The sequence below is a fragment of the Kribbella sp. WER1 genome (assembly GCF_054189145.1).
Window position 1 is genome coordinate 5039118 of sequence record NZ_CM135186.1, and the last position, 14725, is coordinate 5053842.

The window sequence follows — 14725 nt, forward strand, 5'->3', positions numbered from 1 at the left end:
GCCCTTTCTGGTCTATGCGAGCTCGTAGCTGAGCGCGATGACGCCCGACTCCAGGGTGCGCTGGGCGGCGAGTTTCAGCTCGGTGCGAGGACCCGACAGCTTGGCGCCGGTGCCGAGCACCAACGGGTGCACCAGTAGGTCCAGTTGGTCGACCAGCCCGTTCTCCAGCAGGGTGTGCAGCAGTTGCGGGTTGCCGTACATCATGATGTCGCCGCCGTCCTGCTCCTTGATCCGCTTCAGGGCCGCGATCGCGTCGCCCTCCAGGAGGGTCGCGTTCCAGGTCAGCTCGCCGGTCAAGGTGCTGGAGGCAACCAGCTTGGGCAGCTCCCGGAGCCGGTCCGCGTACGGTCCGCCGGCGGTACCCCAGGCGGCCGAGAACATCTCGTAGGTACGGCGCCCGCACAGGAAGTAGTCGCACGACGCGAGCTTCTCGATCGACAGCCGCACCGCCTCCTCCCCGAAGTACGCCTGCGCCCACCCGCCGAACGACGTACCGCCGAAGCCGCCCGGATCCTCCACCACACCGTCGAGGGTGATCAGGGTCGAAGCGATGATCTTGCGCATGATTTCTCCTCATCGGTCAGGTGTGTAGACCGGCGGTGCGGCCGAAAGGAATCGGCGAGAATGGGACTGTGATTTCGCGAGCTGACTGGACGAACACGACCCACGACTGGGCGGCCTCGGTCGACCGGACACACCTGGACGCGATCCGCGCGGATCCGGCGCGGTACGCACCCGGAGGCGCCCGGCACCTGCTGCTGGAGGTGCTCGCCTACCCCGAGGACGAGGCCGAGTCGGCCGGGGTGCGCGGGAGGTGCGAGGTCGAGCTGTACGGCGACGGGTCGATCGCGGTCACCGACCACGGGCGCGGGACCGATACCCGGGTCGACGAGCACGGGAACGTCGTGAAGAAGCCGATCATGGCGACCAAGGACCTGCGGTTCTTCGACGACCCGGCCGCGCCGCTGCTCCCGGACGGGCATCCGCGGCGCGGGATGTCGGTGGTCGCCGCGCTCAGCGAGTGGCTCGTGCACACGAACCGGCGGGTGAACGGCGCCTGGACACAGCGGTACGAGTACGGCGTACCGGTCAGCGGTCTGCAGCCGATCGAGCCGGACGGCAGCACCGGGACCACCGTGCACTTCCGGCCGGCCGCCGGGATCGCGCCGCTGGACGGGTTCCCGCACCTCGACGTTTCCGTCATCCGGCTTGGGTGATCTGGGAGGATCGAGGGACACGAGGGGGTCGTGGAAGGAAGGTCGATGACAGGGCAGCACGGCGACGGACCAGGACCGTACAGCGGGTTGTTCGGTAGCGTTCCGGATTCGTACGGCTACCGCCCGGCCGTCCGGCCGAAGCAGGTGACGATCGCCGCGGTCATCTCCGCCGGGCTGGGCGCGATGTGCCTGCTGCTCGCCGTCCTGACGCTCACGTCCGCGGGCGCCCAGATCTCCGAAGTCCTCACGGGTTCGCGCGGCAACACCTCGGTCGCGGTCGCCGCGGCGCTGGTCTGCGCGTTCATCTACCTGGTCCCGGCGGTCTACCTCCGCAAGGGCTCCGCGTGGGCGCGGTACGTCGTGATCGGGGTCGCCGCGATGGGCATCGCCGGCGGCCTGATGGCACTGCCCGCGAGCCTGCTCGGGCTGGCGATCCACGTCGCGCTGCTGATCCTGATGCTGCAGCGCCCCACCAAACTGTGGTTCCAGCACCGCTGACGTCCCGGGAGACCCGTATGGAGATCTGGATCAACCCTGCCTGCTCGAAATGCCGGGCCGCCACCAAGGCCTTCGACGACGCCGGCCTCGCCTACACCGTACGGCGCTACCTCGACGACCCGCCGACCCCCGCGGAACTGACCGCTGTCCTCACCCGCCTCAACCTCGAACCGTGGGACATCGTCCGCACCAACGAACCCGAGGCCAAGCCGCTCCGCGACCTCCCGCGCGACGCCGCGAACCGCACCGCCTGGATCCAGGCCCTGGCCGACACCCCGATCCTGATCCAGCGCCCGATCATCACCGCGGACGACGACACCACCGCCGTCGCCCGCGACCCGGAAACCCTCGCCCAGTTCCTGCGCTAGAGCTTCTGCAGCCGGGTCAGGGCCTCGCGGAGGACCTCCGGGCGCTTGCAGAATGCCCAGCGGACCAGGGGTTTGCCGGCTTCGAGGTTGTCGTAGAAGACCTGGTGGGGGATCGCCACCACGCCGGCTTTCTCCGGCAGTTGGCGGCAGAACTCGATGCCGTCGGTGTAGCCGAGCGGGCGGATGTCGGTGGTGATGAAGTACGTCGCGGCCGGGCGGTGCACCTCGAAGCCGAGGTCGGCGAGGCCGTCGGCGAGCAGGTCGCGGCGGGTCCGCAGGCCGTCCCGCAGCTGGTCGTAGTAGTCGTTGCCGAGGGCAAGCGCATCGGCAACGGCGGGCTGGAACGGGGCGCCCGACGTGTACGTGAGGAACTGCTTCGCGGTGTTCACCGCGGTCACCACCTCGGGCGATCCGGTCACCCAGCCGATCTTCCAGCCGGTGACCGCGAACGTCTTCCCGGCGCTGCTGATCGACACGGTCCGCTCCGCCATCCCGTCGTACGACGCCAGCGGCCGGTGTGTGCCGTCGTACACCAGGTGTTCGTAGACCTCGTCGGTGATCACGACCAGGTCGTGGTCGATCGCGACCTCGCAGATCCCGCGCAGTTCCTCGTCGGTGAGGACGGTGCCGGTGGGGTTGTGCGGTGAGTTGATCAGCAGCACCTTCGTCCGCGGCGTGACCGCGGCCCGGAGCTCGTCGAGATCCAGCCGGTACGACGGGGCGCGCAGCGTGACCGGGATCCGGCGGCCGCCCGCGAACGCGATGCCGGCCGCGTACGAGTCGTAGTACGGCTCGAGCGCGATCACCTCGTCGCCGGGCTCGACGTACGCGAGGAGGGCGGCCGCGATCGCCTCGGTGGCGCCGGTGGTGACCAGGACCTGGGTGTCGGGGTCGTACGTGAGTCCGTAGAACCGCTGCTGGTGGTCGGCGACCGCCTGCCGGAGCGCGGGGATGCCGCGGCCCGGCGGGTACTGGTTCGCGCCGGAGCGGATCGCCGCGATCGCGCCCTCCAGCAACGAGTCCGGCCCGTCCTGGTCCGGGAAACCCTGGCCGAGGTTCACCGACCCGGTCGCCACCGCCAGCGCCGACATCTCCGCGAAGATCGTCGTACCCAGCCCGTCCAACCGCTCAGCGTGTGCGCGCATCGTCTAACCCTCGATCGTGGTGACCATGTGCGCAAGCCAGGCGCGCGCGGTCTCCCGGTCGGTCTTGCTGAAGGCCGCCTCGAGCTCGTTCTCGACCTTGCGGATCGCCGGCGCTGCCTCGGCCAGCCGGCGCTCGCCGCCCGCGGTCAGATGCACCTGCTGGGTACGGCGGTCCTTCGGGTTGGGGCGCCGTTCGACGAGGCCGGCACGCTCCATGCCGGTGATCAGCTCGTTCGCGGATTGCCGCGTCGTACCGACCACCCGCCCGACCTCGGCGACCGTGAGACCCGGGTCCTCCCGCACGCAGAGCAGCGTCCCGTACTGCTGCACCGACAGCTCGTGCTCGGCGAGCGCGGCCGCCAGCGCCGACCGCATGCTCAGCCAGGCGTGCCGCACCAGGAAGGTCACACAGCCGGTCTCGTCGTGAGGGTCCATACAGCACATTCTGCCGAAAAGGAGATTGACAGGTTCCTGTCAATCGAGGATGATCGGAAACCTCGTCAGGGTCCTGTCAATCATAGGAGACTTTCGTGTCCACCATCGACCCTTCGCAGAATCCAAGCCGGCAACGCCGCATCCTCGCCGTCCTGGTCGTCTCGGCCGTGCTGATCTGGATCGACTCGACCGTTCTCGGCATCGCCCTCGAGCGCCTCGCCGACCCCGTCGACGGGCTCGGCGCCACGCCCGGCCAACTGCAGTGGGCGGTCGGGATCTACTCGCTGCTGTTCGCCACCGCACTCTTCCTGGCCGGTGCGCTCGGCGACCGGTACGGACATCGCACCGTGCTGATGACCGGCCTCGTGATCTTCGGCGCCGCGTCCGCCTGGGCCGCGTGGGCGACCGACCCGGTCGGCCTGATCCTGGCCCGCGCCACCATGGGTCTCGGCGGCGCGCTGATCATGCCGACCTCGATGGCGATCATCGGCTGGACGTTCCCACCCGAGCGCCGGGCCGGCGCGATCGCGATCTGGTCGTCCTCCGCGGGCCTCGGCGTCGCCGTCGGGCCGGTGCTCGGCGGCCTGCTGATCGACCACTTCTGGTGGGGTTCGGTGTTCACGATCAACCTGCCGATCGTCGCGTTCGGCCTGGTCGGCGCGGCCGTCGTACTGCCGAATCCGCGCAGCCCGCGGCGCCGCCGGCTCGACCCGCTCGGCCTCGGGCTGTCCACCCTCGGCTTGCTCGTCCTGTCGTACGGGCTGATCGAAGGCGGCCATCAGGGCGGCTGGAACCGCTGGCAGGTCTGGGTGAGTATCGCCGCCGGCCTCGTGCTGCTCGCCGGGTTCCTGTTCTCCGAATGGCGTGAGCACGAGCCGAGCTTCGACCCGCGGCTGTTCGGCAACCGCCGGTTCGCGGCCGGGAACTTCTCGCTCGCCGCGGTCTTCCTGACGATCACCGGGCAGAGCTTCTACCTCACGTTCTACCTCCAGGGCGCGCGCGGGATGAGCGCGCTGCACGCCGGCCTGATGTCGTTGCCCGGTGCGGTCGGCGTGATCGTCGGCTCGCCGCTCGGCGCCCGCCTGGCGGCGCGGCTCGGCGTCGCGAAGGTCTCCGGTCCGGCGATCCTCACGCTCTCACTGTGCTTCGCCGCGAACCTGCTGTACGACGTGAACACCTCGCTGGTCGTAATCGGGATCATCGGCGGCCTGGCCGGGCTCGCGATCGGGATGACCGTCGCGCCGACCACCGCGGCCGTGATGGCGACGCTGCCGATGGACCGGATCGGGGCCGGCTCCGCGGTCAGCAACGCGTTGCGGCAGGTCGGCAGCGTGCTCGGTGTCGCCGTACTCGGGACCGTCGTGTCGTCGACGTACCAGCACCGGATCGCGCCGGCGCTGACCGGCCTGCCGGACGCCTTCGGTACGTCGGCCGAGGCGACCCGGCATGCGGCCGTGGTCCTGCATCGTCCGGAGCTGGTGCAGGCGGCGAACGACACGTTCGTCCACGCGATGCACGTTGCGGCGGGGGTTGCCGCGGGGTTCGTGCTCACCGGTGCGGTCGTGCTGGCGCTCGCGTTCAGGACCGCCAGGCCATCACAATCGGGCGTCGGGGGCGGGGCTGAGCGGGAGCGCGCCGGGATCGGGTGATTGTGATGGCCTGGCGATCCACCTTCGCACCATGAAGACGTCGATCGGGTCCTCGCTGTCCGGCACGAAGCCGTGCCGTTCGTAGAGCCGTCGGGCCGGGCTGCCTTGGAGGACGTTCAGCCAGACGTCCTGGTCGAGGTCCAGCACCGACCGCAGTACGCCGGAGCCGACGCCGCGGCCCTGGTACTCCGGGGCGAGGTAGAAGTGCTCGAGCCACAGGCGGTCGGCCGGGCGGAGCGTGACGGATCCGGCGAACGTGCCGTCGACCTCGATGATCTGCGTGTACTCCGGGGTGTACGCGTCCCGCAGGCGCTGCCGGACCCGGTGCTCGTCGTACCGGCCGAGGCGCTCCAGATCGGGGCGCATCACGACGGCCCGGAGTTCGGCGATCGTGTCGAGGTCGGCGGCGGTCGCGGGACGCAACGCCCAGCTCATGCGGGGCGCGGTTCGGGGCGGAGGGCGCGGAGCCAGAGCTCGGTCTGGGCGATGTGCGCGGAGGCGGCGGTCGCGGCGGCGGCCGGGTCGCGGGTCTGGATCGCGGACAGGATCGCGCGGTGACCGCGGTCGCTGGTCTGCTTGATCGCGTCGAAGTCGGCGCCCGGCTCGAAGATCCGGTAGTGCCCGCCGCGGCCGCGGATCACCTCGGTGAGCGCGGTGACGGTCGGGTTGCCGCCGGCGATACAGATCAGCCCGTGGAACTCCGCGTCCAGGTGCTGGATCTCGGTTGCGTCGGTGGTCGACTCCAGCCGGTCGAGGACCGCGCCGAGCTTCGCGCCCAGCTCCGGGTCCTGGCGCGCGGCCGCGGCTGCGGTCGCGTGCGACTCGAGCACCCGGCGTACCTCCAGCAGTTCGAGGACGCCTTCGAGCGGGATCAGCTCGACCGACAGCGAGAACCGGCTGATGATCGCGGCCGGGTCCAGCGCCGACACGTACGTCCCCGAGCCGTGCCGGGACTCGATCACGCCGAGCGCGCCGAGCGACCGGACCGCCTCCCGCAGCGAACTCCGGGACACCCCGAGGTCGTCGCACAACTCCGGCTCCGGCGGGAACTTCGCCCCCGGCCCGAGCTCCCCGGACGCGATCATCTGCCGCAACCCGGCCAGCGCCTTGTCCGTAGCAGCCATCCCCTCACCTCCCCCCGAAGCGTAAGTCCTCAGACCACTTTTGGTCACATCTGCCTTCCTTCCGCCTGCGGGTTCACCGCGGTCGGGTAACTCATCAGACGTTTGCTCGGAGGAAACCGGAGACGTCCGCGGCCCGCCAACGACGCTCGGCGAGCTGTTCGTACGGCGTACCGGCGGACACCCAGACGGTCGTCATCCCGCGCTCGTGCGGCAGCGCGAGGTTCACCTCGAGATCGTCGAACATCGCCGCCCGCGCCGGGTCGATCCCGAACCGGGTGAGGAACGCGTCCAGGCTCTCGGCGTACGGCTTCGGGATCAGGTCGCCCGCGAGGATGTCGAACACCCCGTCGATGTGGTCGCGCAGCCCGAGCCGGGAGAGCACCTGCTCCGCGTGGTACGCCGACCCGTTCGTGTACACGTACCGCCGCCCCGGCAACTCCTCCAGTACGCCGACCAGCACCGGGTCCGGCTCGATCACCGAGTAGTCCATCCGGCGCTCGAACCCGAGGAACTCGTGCGGGTCGATCGTCCCGGTCAGCATCGCGCCGCGCAGCGACGTCCCGTACTCCGCGACCAGCTCGGACTGGATCCGGCGAGCGCCGGCGAGGTCGGTCGCGTAGTACTCGGCGATCGTCGACAGGATGCCGTGCGTCAGCTGCGCGGAGAGCGCCGATCCGGCCGGGTACAGCGTGTTGTCGAGATCGAGAACCCAGGTGTCGATGTCCGCCAGCACCCTGCCAATGTAGGTGACAGACTGGGGAAGTCATCGACGGAGGGTTGGAGCATGTCGACTGCGCTCGTGACCGGGCCGGCGACCGGGATCGGTCGGGCGTTCGCGGAGAAGCTGGCGCTGGAGGGGTACGACCTCGTGCTGGTTTCCCGGGACGAGGCGCGGCTGAAGGAGGTTGCGGCCGAGATCACGCGGCTGCACGGGGTCCAGTGCGAGGTGCTGGCCGCGGACCTGACCGACGCCGACGAGCTGGCCCGTGTCGAGGCGCGCTTCCGGAGCGGGCCGATCGAAGTACTCGTGAACAACGCCGGCTTCGGGCAGAAGAGGCCTTTCTGGGAGAACCCGGTCGACGTCGAGGAGAAGCAGCTCGACCTGCTGGTCCGGGTCGTCCTGCGGCTGACGCACGCCGCCGTACTGCCGATGATCGAGCGTGGTTCGGGTGCGGTGATCAACGTGTCCTCGGTCGCCGGGTTCCTGCAGCGGAACATCTACAGCGCGCACAAGGCCTGGGTGACGAGCTTCTCCGCCGGGCTGGCGACCGGGTTGCACGCCAAGGGCGTCGCGGTGATGGCGTTGTGCCCCGGGTTCGTGCACACCGAGTTCCACGAGCGGATGGAGATGGACAAGTCGGTCATCCCGTCGTTCATGTGGCTGGACGCGACCGACCTGGTCGACGCGGCCTGGAAGGACCTGATGCGCGGCAAGGCGATCTCGATCCCGAGCCGCCGGTACAAGCTGATCGCGGCCGTGGCGCGGTTCACCCCGCGGGCGTTGATCGCGCGGGTGTCAACCGTGGGCCTGGACGGACGCCGCCGGCCGTAGCGATTCGTAGAGCGTCTTGGTGAGCGTCGCGGCGTACCGCTCGGTGTCCGCGGGTGTCGGGGCCGTGCCGGTGAAGTTCACCTCGAAGCCGCGCTGGAAGCACGCCCCGAGCAGCAACGCCGCCGCGGCCGGCACATCGGCGGTACGCCGGATCCGCCCGAGCTTCTGCTCCTCGCGCAGGTAGAGCACCAGGCCCTCCTGGGCGCGATGCGGTCCGGCGTTGAGCTCCTCCAGGCGGAGCCGGTGCGCGGTCAGCAGCTCGCGCGACGAGAACAGCGACACCAGGATCGGGAAACCCTCGATGTAGAAGTCGATCGCGGTCCGGGCCAGCCGGGCCAGGTTGCCGCGGACCGTCCCGCTGCCGGGGTTGCCGATCAGTTCCTTCAGCGAGCCGGGCAGCTCGGGCATCCGCTCGTGCAGGACCGCGAGCAGGATCGCCGACTTGTCCGCGAAGTGCTTGTAGAGCGCGGCCTCGGAGTACCCCGCGACCTGGGCGATCGAGCGGGTGGTGGCCCGCGCGTATCCCTGCGTCCGCAGCACGTCCGCGGCCGCGTCCAGGATCTCGTCTCGGGTGCCCACGTCCGCACCTTACCTTGACAGGTTGGTGAGTGTTCACTAACCATGGTGAGTGAGTGTTTACTAACCTGGAGGAGTGACGATGAAGCTGGTGGTGTTCGGGGCGTCCGGGCGGATCGGGACCGAACTGGTGCGCCAGGCGGTGGCGGCGGGGCACGAGGTCACGGCCGTCGTCCGGGAGGGTTCGACGCTTCAAGTGGCGATCCCGGAGCTCCGGCTGGTCGCGGCCCGCGCCGGTGTGGCCGGCGGCCTGGCCGAGGTGGTGACGGCCGACGTGATGGACCCGAAGTCGATCGCCCCGGTGATCGCGGGTCAGGACGCCGTACTGTCCGCGCTCGGCCCGCGCCCGAAAGGCCCGAGCAACGTGCTGACCACCGGTGCGACCAGCGTGCTGCAGGCGCTGGGCGACGTACGCCGGTACCTGGTCGTCAGCGTGGCCGGCATCCACGGAGGCAACGACGACCTGTTCACGCAGTACGTCGCGAAGCCGATCCTGCAACGCCTGCTCCGCGAGGGATTCGCCGACGCCCGCCGGATGGAGGAACTGATCGGCGCGAGCACCGTCGACTGGACGATCTGCTGCCCGCCCCGCCTGTCCGACAAGCCCGCGAAGGGCACCTTCCGGAGCAACACCGAAGGCAGCGTCCGTGGTGGCTTCAGCATGACCCGCGCCGACGTCGCCACCTACATGCTCAACGCGATCGACGACACCTCCGTCGTCCGGAAGACCGTGGTGATCTCCAACTAGAGCTTCTCGGCGACCTCGGTCAGGACGGCGAGGGTCGCGGTGATCAAGGGGTGGTCGGCGCGGCTGGTGCGGACGGCGGCGTAGACGCGGCGGGTGGGGACCGGATCGGGGAGTGGGCGGATCAGCGCGAGGGTCGGTTCGGGGACGGCGAGGCGGGGGACGAGCGAGACGCCGCCGCCGGCCGCGACCAGGGCCGCGACCGCGCGGAAGTCGTCGGACTGGTGCACGATCCGGGGCTGGAAGCCCGCCTGTTCGCAGGCGAGCAGGACGACGTCGCGGATCGGATTGCCCGGTGCCGGCATCACCCAGTCGTCGTTCGCCAGCGCCTCCAGTTCGATCGGGGAATCGGCGGGGTGGGTCGGGGGGAGGACCGCGACGAAGGGCTCGGCGTACAAGGGGATTCTTGTCAGGCGGCGGTCGTCGGGGCGGGGGGAGCCGCGGTGTTCGACGGCGATTGCCAGGTCGGCGTCGCCGTCGAGGAGTTGGGTGATGCCTTGGTGGCCTTCGGCGTCCCGGACGACCAGGCTGAGGCCGGGACTGGTCTCGTGCAGCCGGGTCAGCGCGGGCGCGACCAGCAGGCTGATCGCGGTGGCGAACGCCGTCACCCGGACCTCGCCGTTCGCGCCGTTCGCGTGCAGCCGCATCGCGTCCTCGGCGCGTTCGACCTCGGCCAGGATCGTGTCGGCGTGGGCGAGCAGCAGGCGGCCGGCGGACGTGATCGCCACCCGGCGGCCGCGGCGTTCGAGCAGTTCCTGGCCGACCTCCGTCTCCAGGGCCGCCAGTTGCTGGGAGACCGCCGAGGGCGTCAGGTGCAGCACCTCGGCGGCCGCGGTCACGGTGCCGTGGTCAGCAAGCGCGCGCAACACCCGCAGGCGTCGTACCTCGATCACGGTCCTCAGCTTGGCACACGACGTCGCGGGAAGCGGTACGGCGTTCGCGCAGCCGCTGGAGGGCGTCGCGGAGTGGACGGCGCTTGGGGACATGCGGACGCCGCGGGGCGTCGGGCATCGCGGAGTGGGTCTGTTCGTGGATCGACTTGATGACGGTGAACGGTACGTAGTGCATGTCTTCGACAGTAGAAATCCGGCGTTGATACGTCCAATGAAAGTTGTGCGCACAGTTCATGCAACTGGTGCATGATGGTGGGATGGAACTGCGGCAGCTCAGGTCGTTCGTGACGGTGGCCGAGGAGATGAACGTCGGACGCGCGGCCGTCCGGCTGCACCTGACCCAGCCGTCGCTGAGTCGGCAGATCGCCGCCCTGGAACGCGATCTGGGCGTCGAGCTGTTCGCCCGGGTGAAGCGCCGGTTCGTACTGACAGCCGCGGGGGAGACATTCCTGGCCGAGGCGCGGGACCTGCTGCGGCGGTCCGACGAGGCGGTGCGCGCGGCGCAGCGGACGCAGCGCGGGGAGCTCGGGACGTTGCGGCTGCGGTTCGTGCAGTCGGCGACGTTCGAGGTTCTGCCGCGGCTGCTCGGCGCGTTCCGGCAGACGTACCCGGAGGTCGTGCTGGACCTGGAGGCGTGGACGACGCTCCGGCAGACCGAGGCGTTGCGCGACGGGCGGATCGACGTCGGGCTGATGCGGCCGAGTACGCCGGCCGGCGGGAGCGCCGTCGTACAGCTCGCGCCCGCGCTGACGTCGCGAGTCGTCGCCGAGGACCGGGTGCTGGTGACGTTGCCGGCGCGGCACCGGCTGGCGCGGCGGAAACGGCTGCGGCTGGCGGACCTCGCGGACGAGCCGTTCGTGTTCTACACGCGGTCGAGCGGGCCGGCCGTGTACGACACGATCGTCGGGTTCTGCCGCGCGGCCGGGTTCACGCCGCGGATCGAGCAGGAGGCCGCCGACGTCCAGACGATCGTGTCGCTGGTCGCGGCCGGGCTCGGCGTCTCGCTGCTGATCGGTCCGACACCGCCGTCCAACCCGGACGCCGTGGTGTACCGCGAGTTGTCCGACGACCTACCACCCTGGCAACTCTCCGTCGCCTGGTCGCCGGACAACCGCTCGCCCGTCCTGGCGCGCTTTCTCGAATTGGTGTAGCACCCAACAGGCCCTAGCCGAAGACGTCGGGGTCGCCGCCCGTGCGGACGCCGGTCTCCAGGTCCGCGATCGCGGCCATGTCGTCGTTGTCCAGGGCGAAGTCGAAGACCTCGAAGTTCTCCTGGATCCGGCTCGGCGTGACGGTCTTCGGGATCACCACGTTGCCGAGCTGCAGGTGCCAGCGGATCATCACCTGGGCCGGCGACTTGCCGTACTTCGTGCCGATCGCGTCCAGCGCCGCGTTGCCGAGCAGCTGACCGGAAGCCAGCGGGCTCCACGCCTCGGTGACGATGTCGTTCTCGGCGTTGAACGCGCGCAGCTCGTCCTGCGGCAGCGCCGGGTGCAGCTCGATCTGGTTCACCGCCGGGCGGATCGTGGTCTCCTCGAAGATCCGCCGGAGCGCCGGCTCGTGGAAGTTCGAGACGCCGATCGCGCGCACCCGCTTGTCGGCGTACAGCTGCTCGAGCGCCTTCCAGGTGTCGACGTACAGGTCCCGCTGCAGCGACTGCCAGTGGATCAGGTACAGGTCGACGGTCTCCAGGCCGAGCTTCTCGAGGCTGCTGTCGAAAGCCTTCAGCGTGCTGTCGTAGCCCTGGTCGGAGTTCCACACCTTGGTGGTGACGAACAGTTCGTCACGCGGCAGCCCGGCCGCGGCGATGGCCCGGCCGACACCGGCCTCGTTGCCGTAGATCGCGGCGGTGTCGATGTGCCGGTAGCCGGTCTCGAAGGCCGCGGTCACCACGTCGGTGACGATCGCGTCCTCGACCTGCCAGACCCCCAGGCCCAGCTGCGGGATCTCGACGCCGTTGTCCAGAGTGATGGAGGGGACTGTGCTCATCTGCCCATTCCACCCGGCAAAAGGTTTCCGGCCCAGTCATCTGACGTGTGACAACAACCTCATTAACCGGCAGTAACCACCGCATGGGTCTTGGCGTTGGGCTCGAGGAAGCGGAGCAGCCCGCTGCCCTCCCGCTCCAACTCTGCCTGGGTCTTCTTCAGCGTCTTGCCGAACGGCGTGAGCGTGAGAGTGGCCACACCGCGCTTCAGCTCGCTCGTCCACAGCCCGGCCACGAAGCCGTCGACGGTGTACGTCGCCTTGACCCGGAGGTTCTTCGTGAACACGGCCGGCTTGTACTCGTCCGCGATGATCCGCTCCCGCTTCGCGTGCGACAGCAGCAGGTTGTCGAACTCCGGCAGGAACCGCACCGGCGCCGGCGTATCCGCCTCCGGCCGAGGCGCATCGGGTACGTCGTACAACGTCTTGCCGCTCTCGTCCTGGAACGTCTCGAGGTCGAGCTCGTCGAACAACGGCTTCGCCTTCTGCAGGCCGGACCACGTCTGGAAGTCGGCGGGCGTCGCCGGGCCGAACGCCTGCAGGTACCGCGTGACCAGCTCCGCGACCTCCGCTTGCTGGTGCAGCTTTTCGCCGATCCACTCCTCGGCCGGGGTGAAGCGCGAGTTCGCCGTCCAGGACCAGCGGACGTCGGCCGGATACATCACCAGCGGCACCAGCATCCGCGTACAGAACCCGAGGGCCCGCTCGTTCACGTCCGGGAACTGCTGCTGCAGCGCATCCCGCACCTCGGTGAACGTCAACGGCTCCTTCGCCAGCAACTTCTCCGCAGCGGCCACCACCTTGCTCGGCTCAAGCCCCGCCGCCCGCTCCCCGAGCACCTTCATCCCCGCCGCCAGCACCGGCGCCACCGTCACCCGGAAGCGCAGATAGTCCGCCGCCGTCACCAGATGCAACGTCCCGCGCAGGAACGTCGCCCGTACGACGTCCCGCCCGGCCACCGCCCGGTCGAGCTCGTCCTCCTCGAACCCGTCGACCCGCGACCACAACCCGACGTACGGATGCTTGGGCTCCTGCCCCTGCATCCCCGCCAGCCGCTCCACCACCTCGACGGCCGGCACCGCCTCCCGCGCTAGCAACAACTGCCGCGCCAGCGTCGCCCGGTTGACCGCCCGCCCACTCATCACACCCATGCCCGCATCCTGCCCGCCGGCGCCGACAAAGTCAGCCGATCCCCGGTGATGCAACGGCGAGCGCGTTTCGGCGGCAGGCGTCCGCCAGCCGGTCGTCGTACGTCACCACGACATCGGCGTCGACCAGGACAGCTGTCGCCAGGTGCAGCGCGTCGAGGCTGCGCAGGATCATCGGCTCGATCCGGCGGGCGACGCTGACGATCTCGCCGGTCATCGGCCGCTCGTCGATACCGGACATCGCGTCGTCGATCAGCTCGCCGGCGTCGGCCGGTGACTTCACCCGTGCGAGAACGGCGCGGGAGACCTCGACCCACGCCAATGAGGACGAGGCCAGCACATCGCCTGCTCGGTAGCACGTGTCGAGATAGTCGATCAGTACGTCGGACTCCGGCTCGGCGACGACCCGCTTGATCAGGGCGCTGCTGTCGAAGTACACCCGCATCAGAAGCGGTCGTCCCGATCGAGCAGGTCGAGGCTCGTGGTGCCCTTCGGCAGTCGCAGGCGCGGTCGCACCTTGCGGTAGGGCACCCGGGCCGGCTGCACAGTGCGGGAGCTCCAGGCGCGTTGGCGCTCGGTCATCTGTGCCTCCAGAGACTGTTCGACGATCAGGTGCAGCCGGTGGCCGATCGCATCCCGGACGATCTCCTGCTGAGACCGGCCGGTGCGCTCAGCCTCGGCCTGCAGAGCCGCTGCGGTCTCCTCGGGAAGTCTCAGGTTCATGGCCATGCGTCAAACGGTACCACATTGGTACCGCGAGCTGGTACCAATGTCAGCTGTAGTCCTTCTCGTCGTACTTCGGGAGGCGGAGGATCTGCCGGATCTGCGCGGACGGAGCCTTGCCGGCCGCGGCTGTTGCTTCCTTCAGGTGATCGGACATCTCGGACTTGGTGCCGGCGGCGGCGACCTTCAGCCAGTGCGGGTGGGCGGCGGCGTCGGCGTTCGCGAGGGCGCTGATCTGTTTCGAGACCGAGGACGGCCAGGTGACCTTCAGCAGGGCGCGGGACTCGGCGAGGTTCGCGGCGGCGACGGCTTTCGCGCGGTTCTGCAGGGTGGTGACCGACATGTTCTCGTTCGCGGCCTTCTCGAAGCTCTCCAGCGCGACGTTGTACGGACGGGTGATCTGCAGGTACTTCGCTCCCGCGGCGGCGGGGGTCAGCGCCGCCGGGGCCGTGCGTACGGCGGGGGCCGTGGTCGGCGGCCGGTACCGCGCCTCGTCCGGCGGCTGGATCGTCGGTTTGCTGCTCGACAACGCGGGCGACGGCGCCGTGGTGGCCGGCCCTTCGTCGGCGCCGCATCCCGCCGCAACGAACACTGCACTCACTACTCCGACAACGGCCACCAAATGGCGCATGAGGCTCCTCACCCGGGGACGGACCGGGCAACTTT

20 protein-coding genes are annotated in these 14725 nt (G+C 69.8%); 7 read left to right on the forward strand and 13 right to left on the reverse strand.

Going from position 1 to position 14725, the window contains the following annotated elements:
* Positions 1–12: 12 nt before the first annotated feature.
* Positions 13–564, reverse strand: a complete 552-nt coding sequence (locus ACXJJ3_RS24385; RefSeq protein WP_458164158.1) for a dihydrofolate reductase family protein — start codon at positions 562–564, stop codon at positions 13–15.
* A gap of 68 nt (positions 565–632) precedes the next feature.
* Between ACXJJ3_RS24385 and ACXJJ3_RS24390 the strand changes: the two genes are divergently transcribed.
* From ACXJJ3_RS24390 to ACXJJ3_RS24400, 3 genes are read left to right on the forward strand one after another with little or no spacing between them, the layout of a single operon-like run.
* Positions 633–1217, forward strand: coding sequence for a hypothetical protein (locus tag ACXJJ3_RS24390; RefSeq protein WP_458164159.1), 585 nt, complete (start codon positions 633–635; stop codon positions 1215–1217).
* Between the two features lie 45 nt (positions 1218–1262).
* Entirely contained in the window at positions 1263–1715 is a 453-nt protein-coding gene (locus ACXJJ3_RS24395; RefSeq protein ID WP_458164160.1) for a hypothetical protein, read from the forward strand.
* Positions 1716–1732: 17 nt separating this feature from the next.
* Positions 1733–2083: an ArsC/Spx/MgsR family protein gene (locus ACXJJ3_RS24400; RefSeq protein WP_458164161.1), complete on the forward strand. Its 351-nt coding sequence runs from the start codon at positions 1733–1735 to the stop codon at positions 2081–2083.
* Here ACXJJ3_RS24400 and ACXJJ3_RS24405 read toward each other — a convergent pair.
* The gene (locus ACXJJ3_RS24405; RefSeq protein WP_458164162.1) at positions 2080–3228 is read right to left on the reverse strand and encodes a pyridoxal phosphate-dependent aminotransferase; all 1149 of its coding nucleotides are present in this window, start codon (positions 3226–3228) and stop codon (positions 2080–2082) included. The genes ACXJJ3_RS24400 and ACXJJ3_RS24405 overlap by 4 nt on opposite strands.
* Positions 3229–3231: 3 nt before the next feature.
* Complete coding sequence (locus ACXJJ3_RS24410) at positions 3232–3663, reverse strand: MarR family winged helix-turn-helix transcriptional regulator (protein WP_458164163.1); 432 nt, start codon at positions 3661–3663, stop codon at positions 3232–3234.
* A 95-nt stretch (positions 3664–3758) separates the two neighbouring features.
* Between ACXJJ3_RS24410 and ACXJJ3_RS24415 the strand changes: the two genes are divergently transcribed.
* Positions 3759–5312 carry an MFS transporter gene (locus ACXJJ3_RS24415; protein WP_458164164.1) on the forward strand — a complete coding sequence of 518 codons (1554 nt, stop codon included), beginning with the start codon at positions 3759–3761 and terminating at the stop codon, positions 5310–5312.
* Here ACXJJ3_RS24415 and ACXJJ3_RS24420 read toward each other — a convergent pair.
* The 3 genes from ACXJJ3_RS24420 to ACXJJ3_RS24430 all read right to left on the reverse strand — a co-directional run bounded on the left by ACXJJ3_RS24420 (position 5259) and on the right by ACXJJ3_RS24430 (position 7169).
* Positions 5259–5747 carry a GNAT family N-acetyltransferase gene (locus ACXJJ3_RS24420; RefSeq protein WP_458164165.1) on the reverse strand — a complete coding sequence of 163 codons (489 nt, stop codon included), beginning with the start codon at positions 5745–5747 and terminating at the stop codon, positions 5259–5261. The two genes, ACXJJ3_RS24415 and ACXJJ3_RS24420, sit on opposite strands and share 54 nt — an antisense overlap.
* Positions 5744–6436, reverse strand: coding sequence for a FadR/GntR family transcriptional regulator (locus ACXJJ3_RS24425; RefSeq protein ID WP_458164166.1), 693 nt, complete (start codon positions 6434–6436; stop codon positions 5744–5746). Before ACXJJ3_RS24425 ends, ACXJJ3_RS24420 begins: the two co-directional genes overlap by 4 nt.
* Positions 6437–6530: 94 nt before the next feature.
* Positions 6531–7169 (reverse strand): HAD-IA family hydrolase, encoded by a 639-nt coding sequence (locus ACXJJ3_RS24430; protein WP_458164167.1) that lies wholly within the window; start codon positions 7167–7169, stop codon positions 6531–6533.
* 51 nt (positions 7170–7220) lie between these two features.
* Between ACXJJ3_RS24430 and ACXJJ3_RS24435 the strand changes: the two genes are divergently transcribed.
* Complete coding sequence (locus tag ACXJJ3_RS24435) at positions 7221–7988, forward strand: SDR family NAD(P)-dependent oxidoreductase (protein ID WP_458164168.1); 768 nt, start codon at positions 7221–7223, stop codon at positions 7986–7988.
* On the opposite strand, the gene ACXJJ3_RS24440 is transcribed toward ACXJJ3_RS24435, so the two are convergent.
* Positions 7953–8567 carry a TetR/AcrR family transcriptional regulator gene (locus tag ACXJJ3_RS24440; protein ID WP_458164169.1) on the reverse strand — a complete coding sequence of 205 codons (615 nt, stop codon included), beginning with the start codon at positions 8565–8567 and terminating at the stop codon, positions 7953–7955. The two genes, ACXJJ3_RS24435 and ACXJJ3_RS24440, sit on opposite strands and share 36 nt — an antisense overlap.
* Before the next feature lie 79 nt (positions 8568–8646).
* Between ACXJJ3_RS24440 and ACXJJ3_RS24445 the strand changes: the two genes are divergently transcribed.
* The gene (locus ACXJJ3_RS24445; RefSeq protein ID WP_458171938.1) at positions 8647–9312 is read left to right on the forward strand and encodes an NAD(P)-dependent oxidoreductase; all 666 of its coding nucleotides are present in this window, start codon (positions 8647–8649) and stop codon (positions 9310–9312) included.
* On the opposite strand, the gene ACXJJ3_RS24450 is transcribed toward ACXJJ3_RS24445, so the two are convergent.
* The gene (locus tag ACXJJ3_RS24450) at positions 9309–10295 is read right to left on the reverse strand and encodes a LysR family transcriptional regulator (RefSeq protein ID WP_458164170.1); all 987 of its coding nucleotides are present in this window, start codon (positions 10293–10295) and stop codon (positions 9309–9311) included. The genes ACXJJ3_RS24445 and ACXJJ3_RS24450 overlap by 4 nt on opposite strands.
* 164 nt (positions 10296–10459) lie before the next feature.
* Between ACXJJ3_RS24450 and ACXJJ3_RS24455 the strand changes: the two genes are divergently transcribed.
* Positions 10460–11353, forward strand: coding sequence for a LysR family transcriptional regulator (locus tag ACXJJ3_RS24455; protein WP_458164171.1), 894 nt, complete (start codon positions 10460–10462; stop codon positions 11351–11353).
* A 13-nt stretch (positions 11354–11366) separates the two neighbouring features.
* On the opposite strand, the gene ACXJJ3_RS24460 is transcribed toward ACXJJ3_RS24455, so the two are convergent.
* From ACXJJ3_RS24460 to ACXJJ3_RS24480, 5 genes are all read right to left on the reverse strand, one after another.
* Positions 11367–12191: an aldo/keto reductase gene (locus tag ACXJJ3_RS24460; RefSeq protein ID WP_458164172.1), complete on the reverse strand. Its 825-nt coding sequence runs from the start codon at positions 12189–12191 to the stop codon at positions 11367–11369.
* A 62-nt stretch (positions 12192–12253) separates the two neighbouring features.
* Entirely contained in the window at positions 12254–13339 is a 1086-nt protein-coding gene (locus tag ACXJJ3_RS24465) for a winged helix DNA-binding domain-containing protein (RefSeq protein ID WP_458164173.1), read from the reverse strand.
* 31 nt (positions 13340–13370) lie between these two features.
* A complete protein-coding gene (locus tag ACXJJ3_RS24470; protein ID WP_458164174.1) occupies positions 13371–13781 on the reverse strand; it encodes a type II toxin-antitoxin system VapC family toxin in 411 nt (136 codons plus the stop codon).
* Positions 13781–14065, reverse strand: coding sequence for a ribbon-helix-helix protein, CopG family (locus ACXJJ3_RS24475; RefSeq protein ID WP_458164175.1), 285 nt, complete (start codon positions 14063–14065; stop codon positions 13781–13783). The genes ACXJJ3_RS24470 and ACXJJ3_RS24475 overlap by 1 nt, the downstream gene beginning before the upstream one ends.
* A 43-nt stretch (positions 14066–14108) precedes the next feature.
* The gene (locus ACXJJ3_RS24480) at positions 14109–14690 is read right to left on the reverse strand and encodes a hypothetical protein (protein WP_458164176.1); all 582 of its coding nucleotides are present in this window, start codon (positions 14688–14690) and stop codon (positions 14109–14111) included.
* Positions 14691–14725 lie beyond the last annotated feature (35 nt).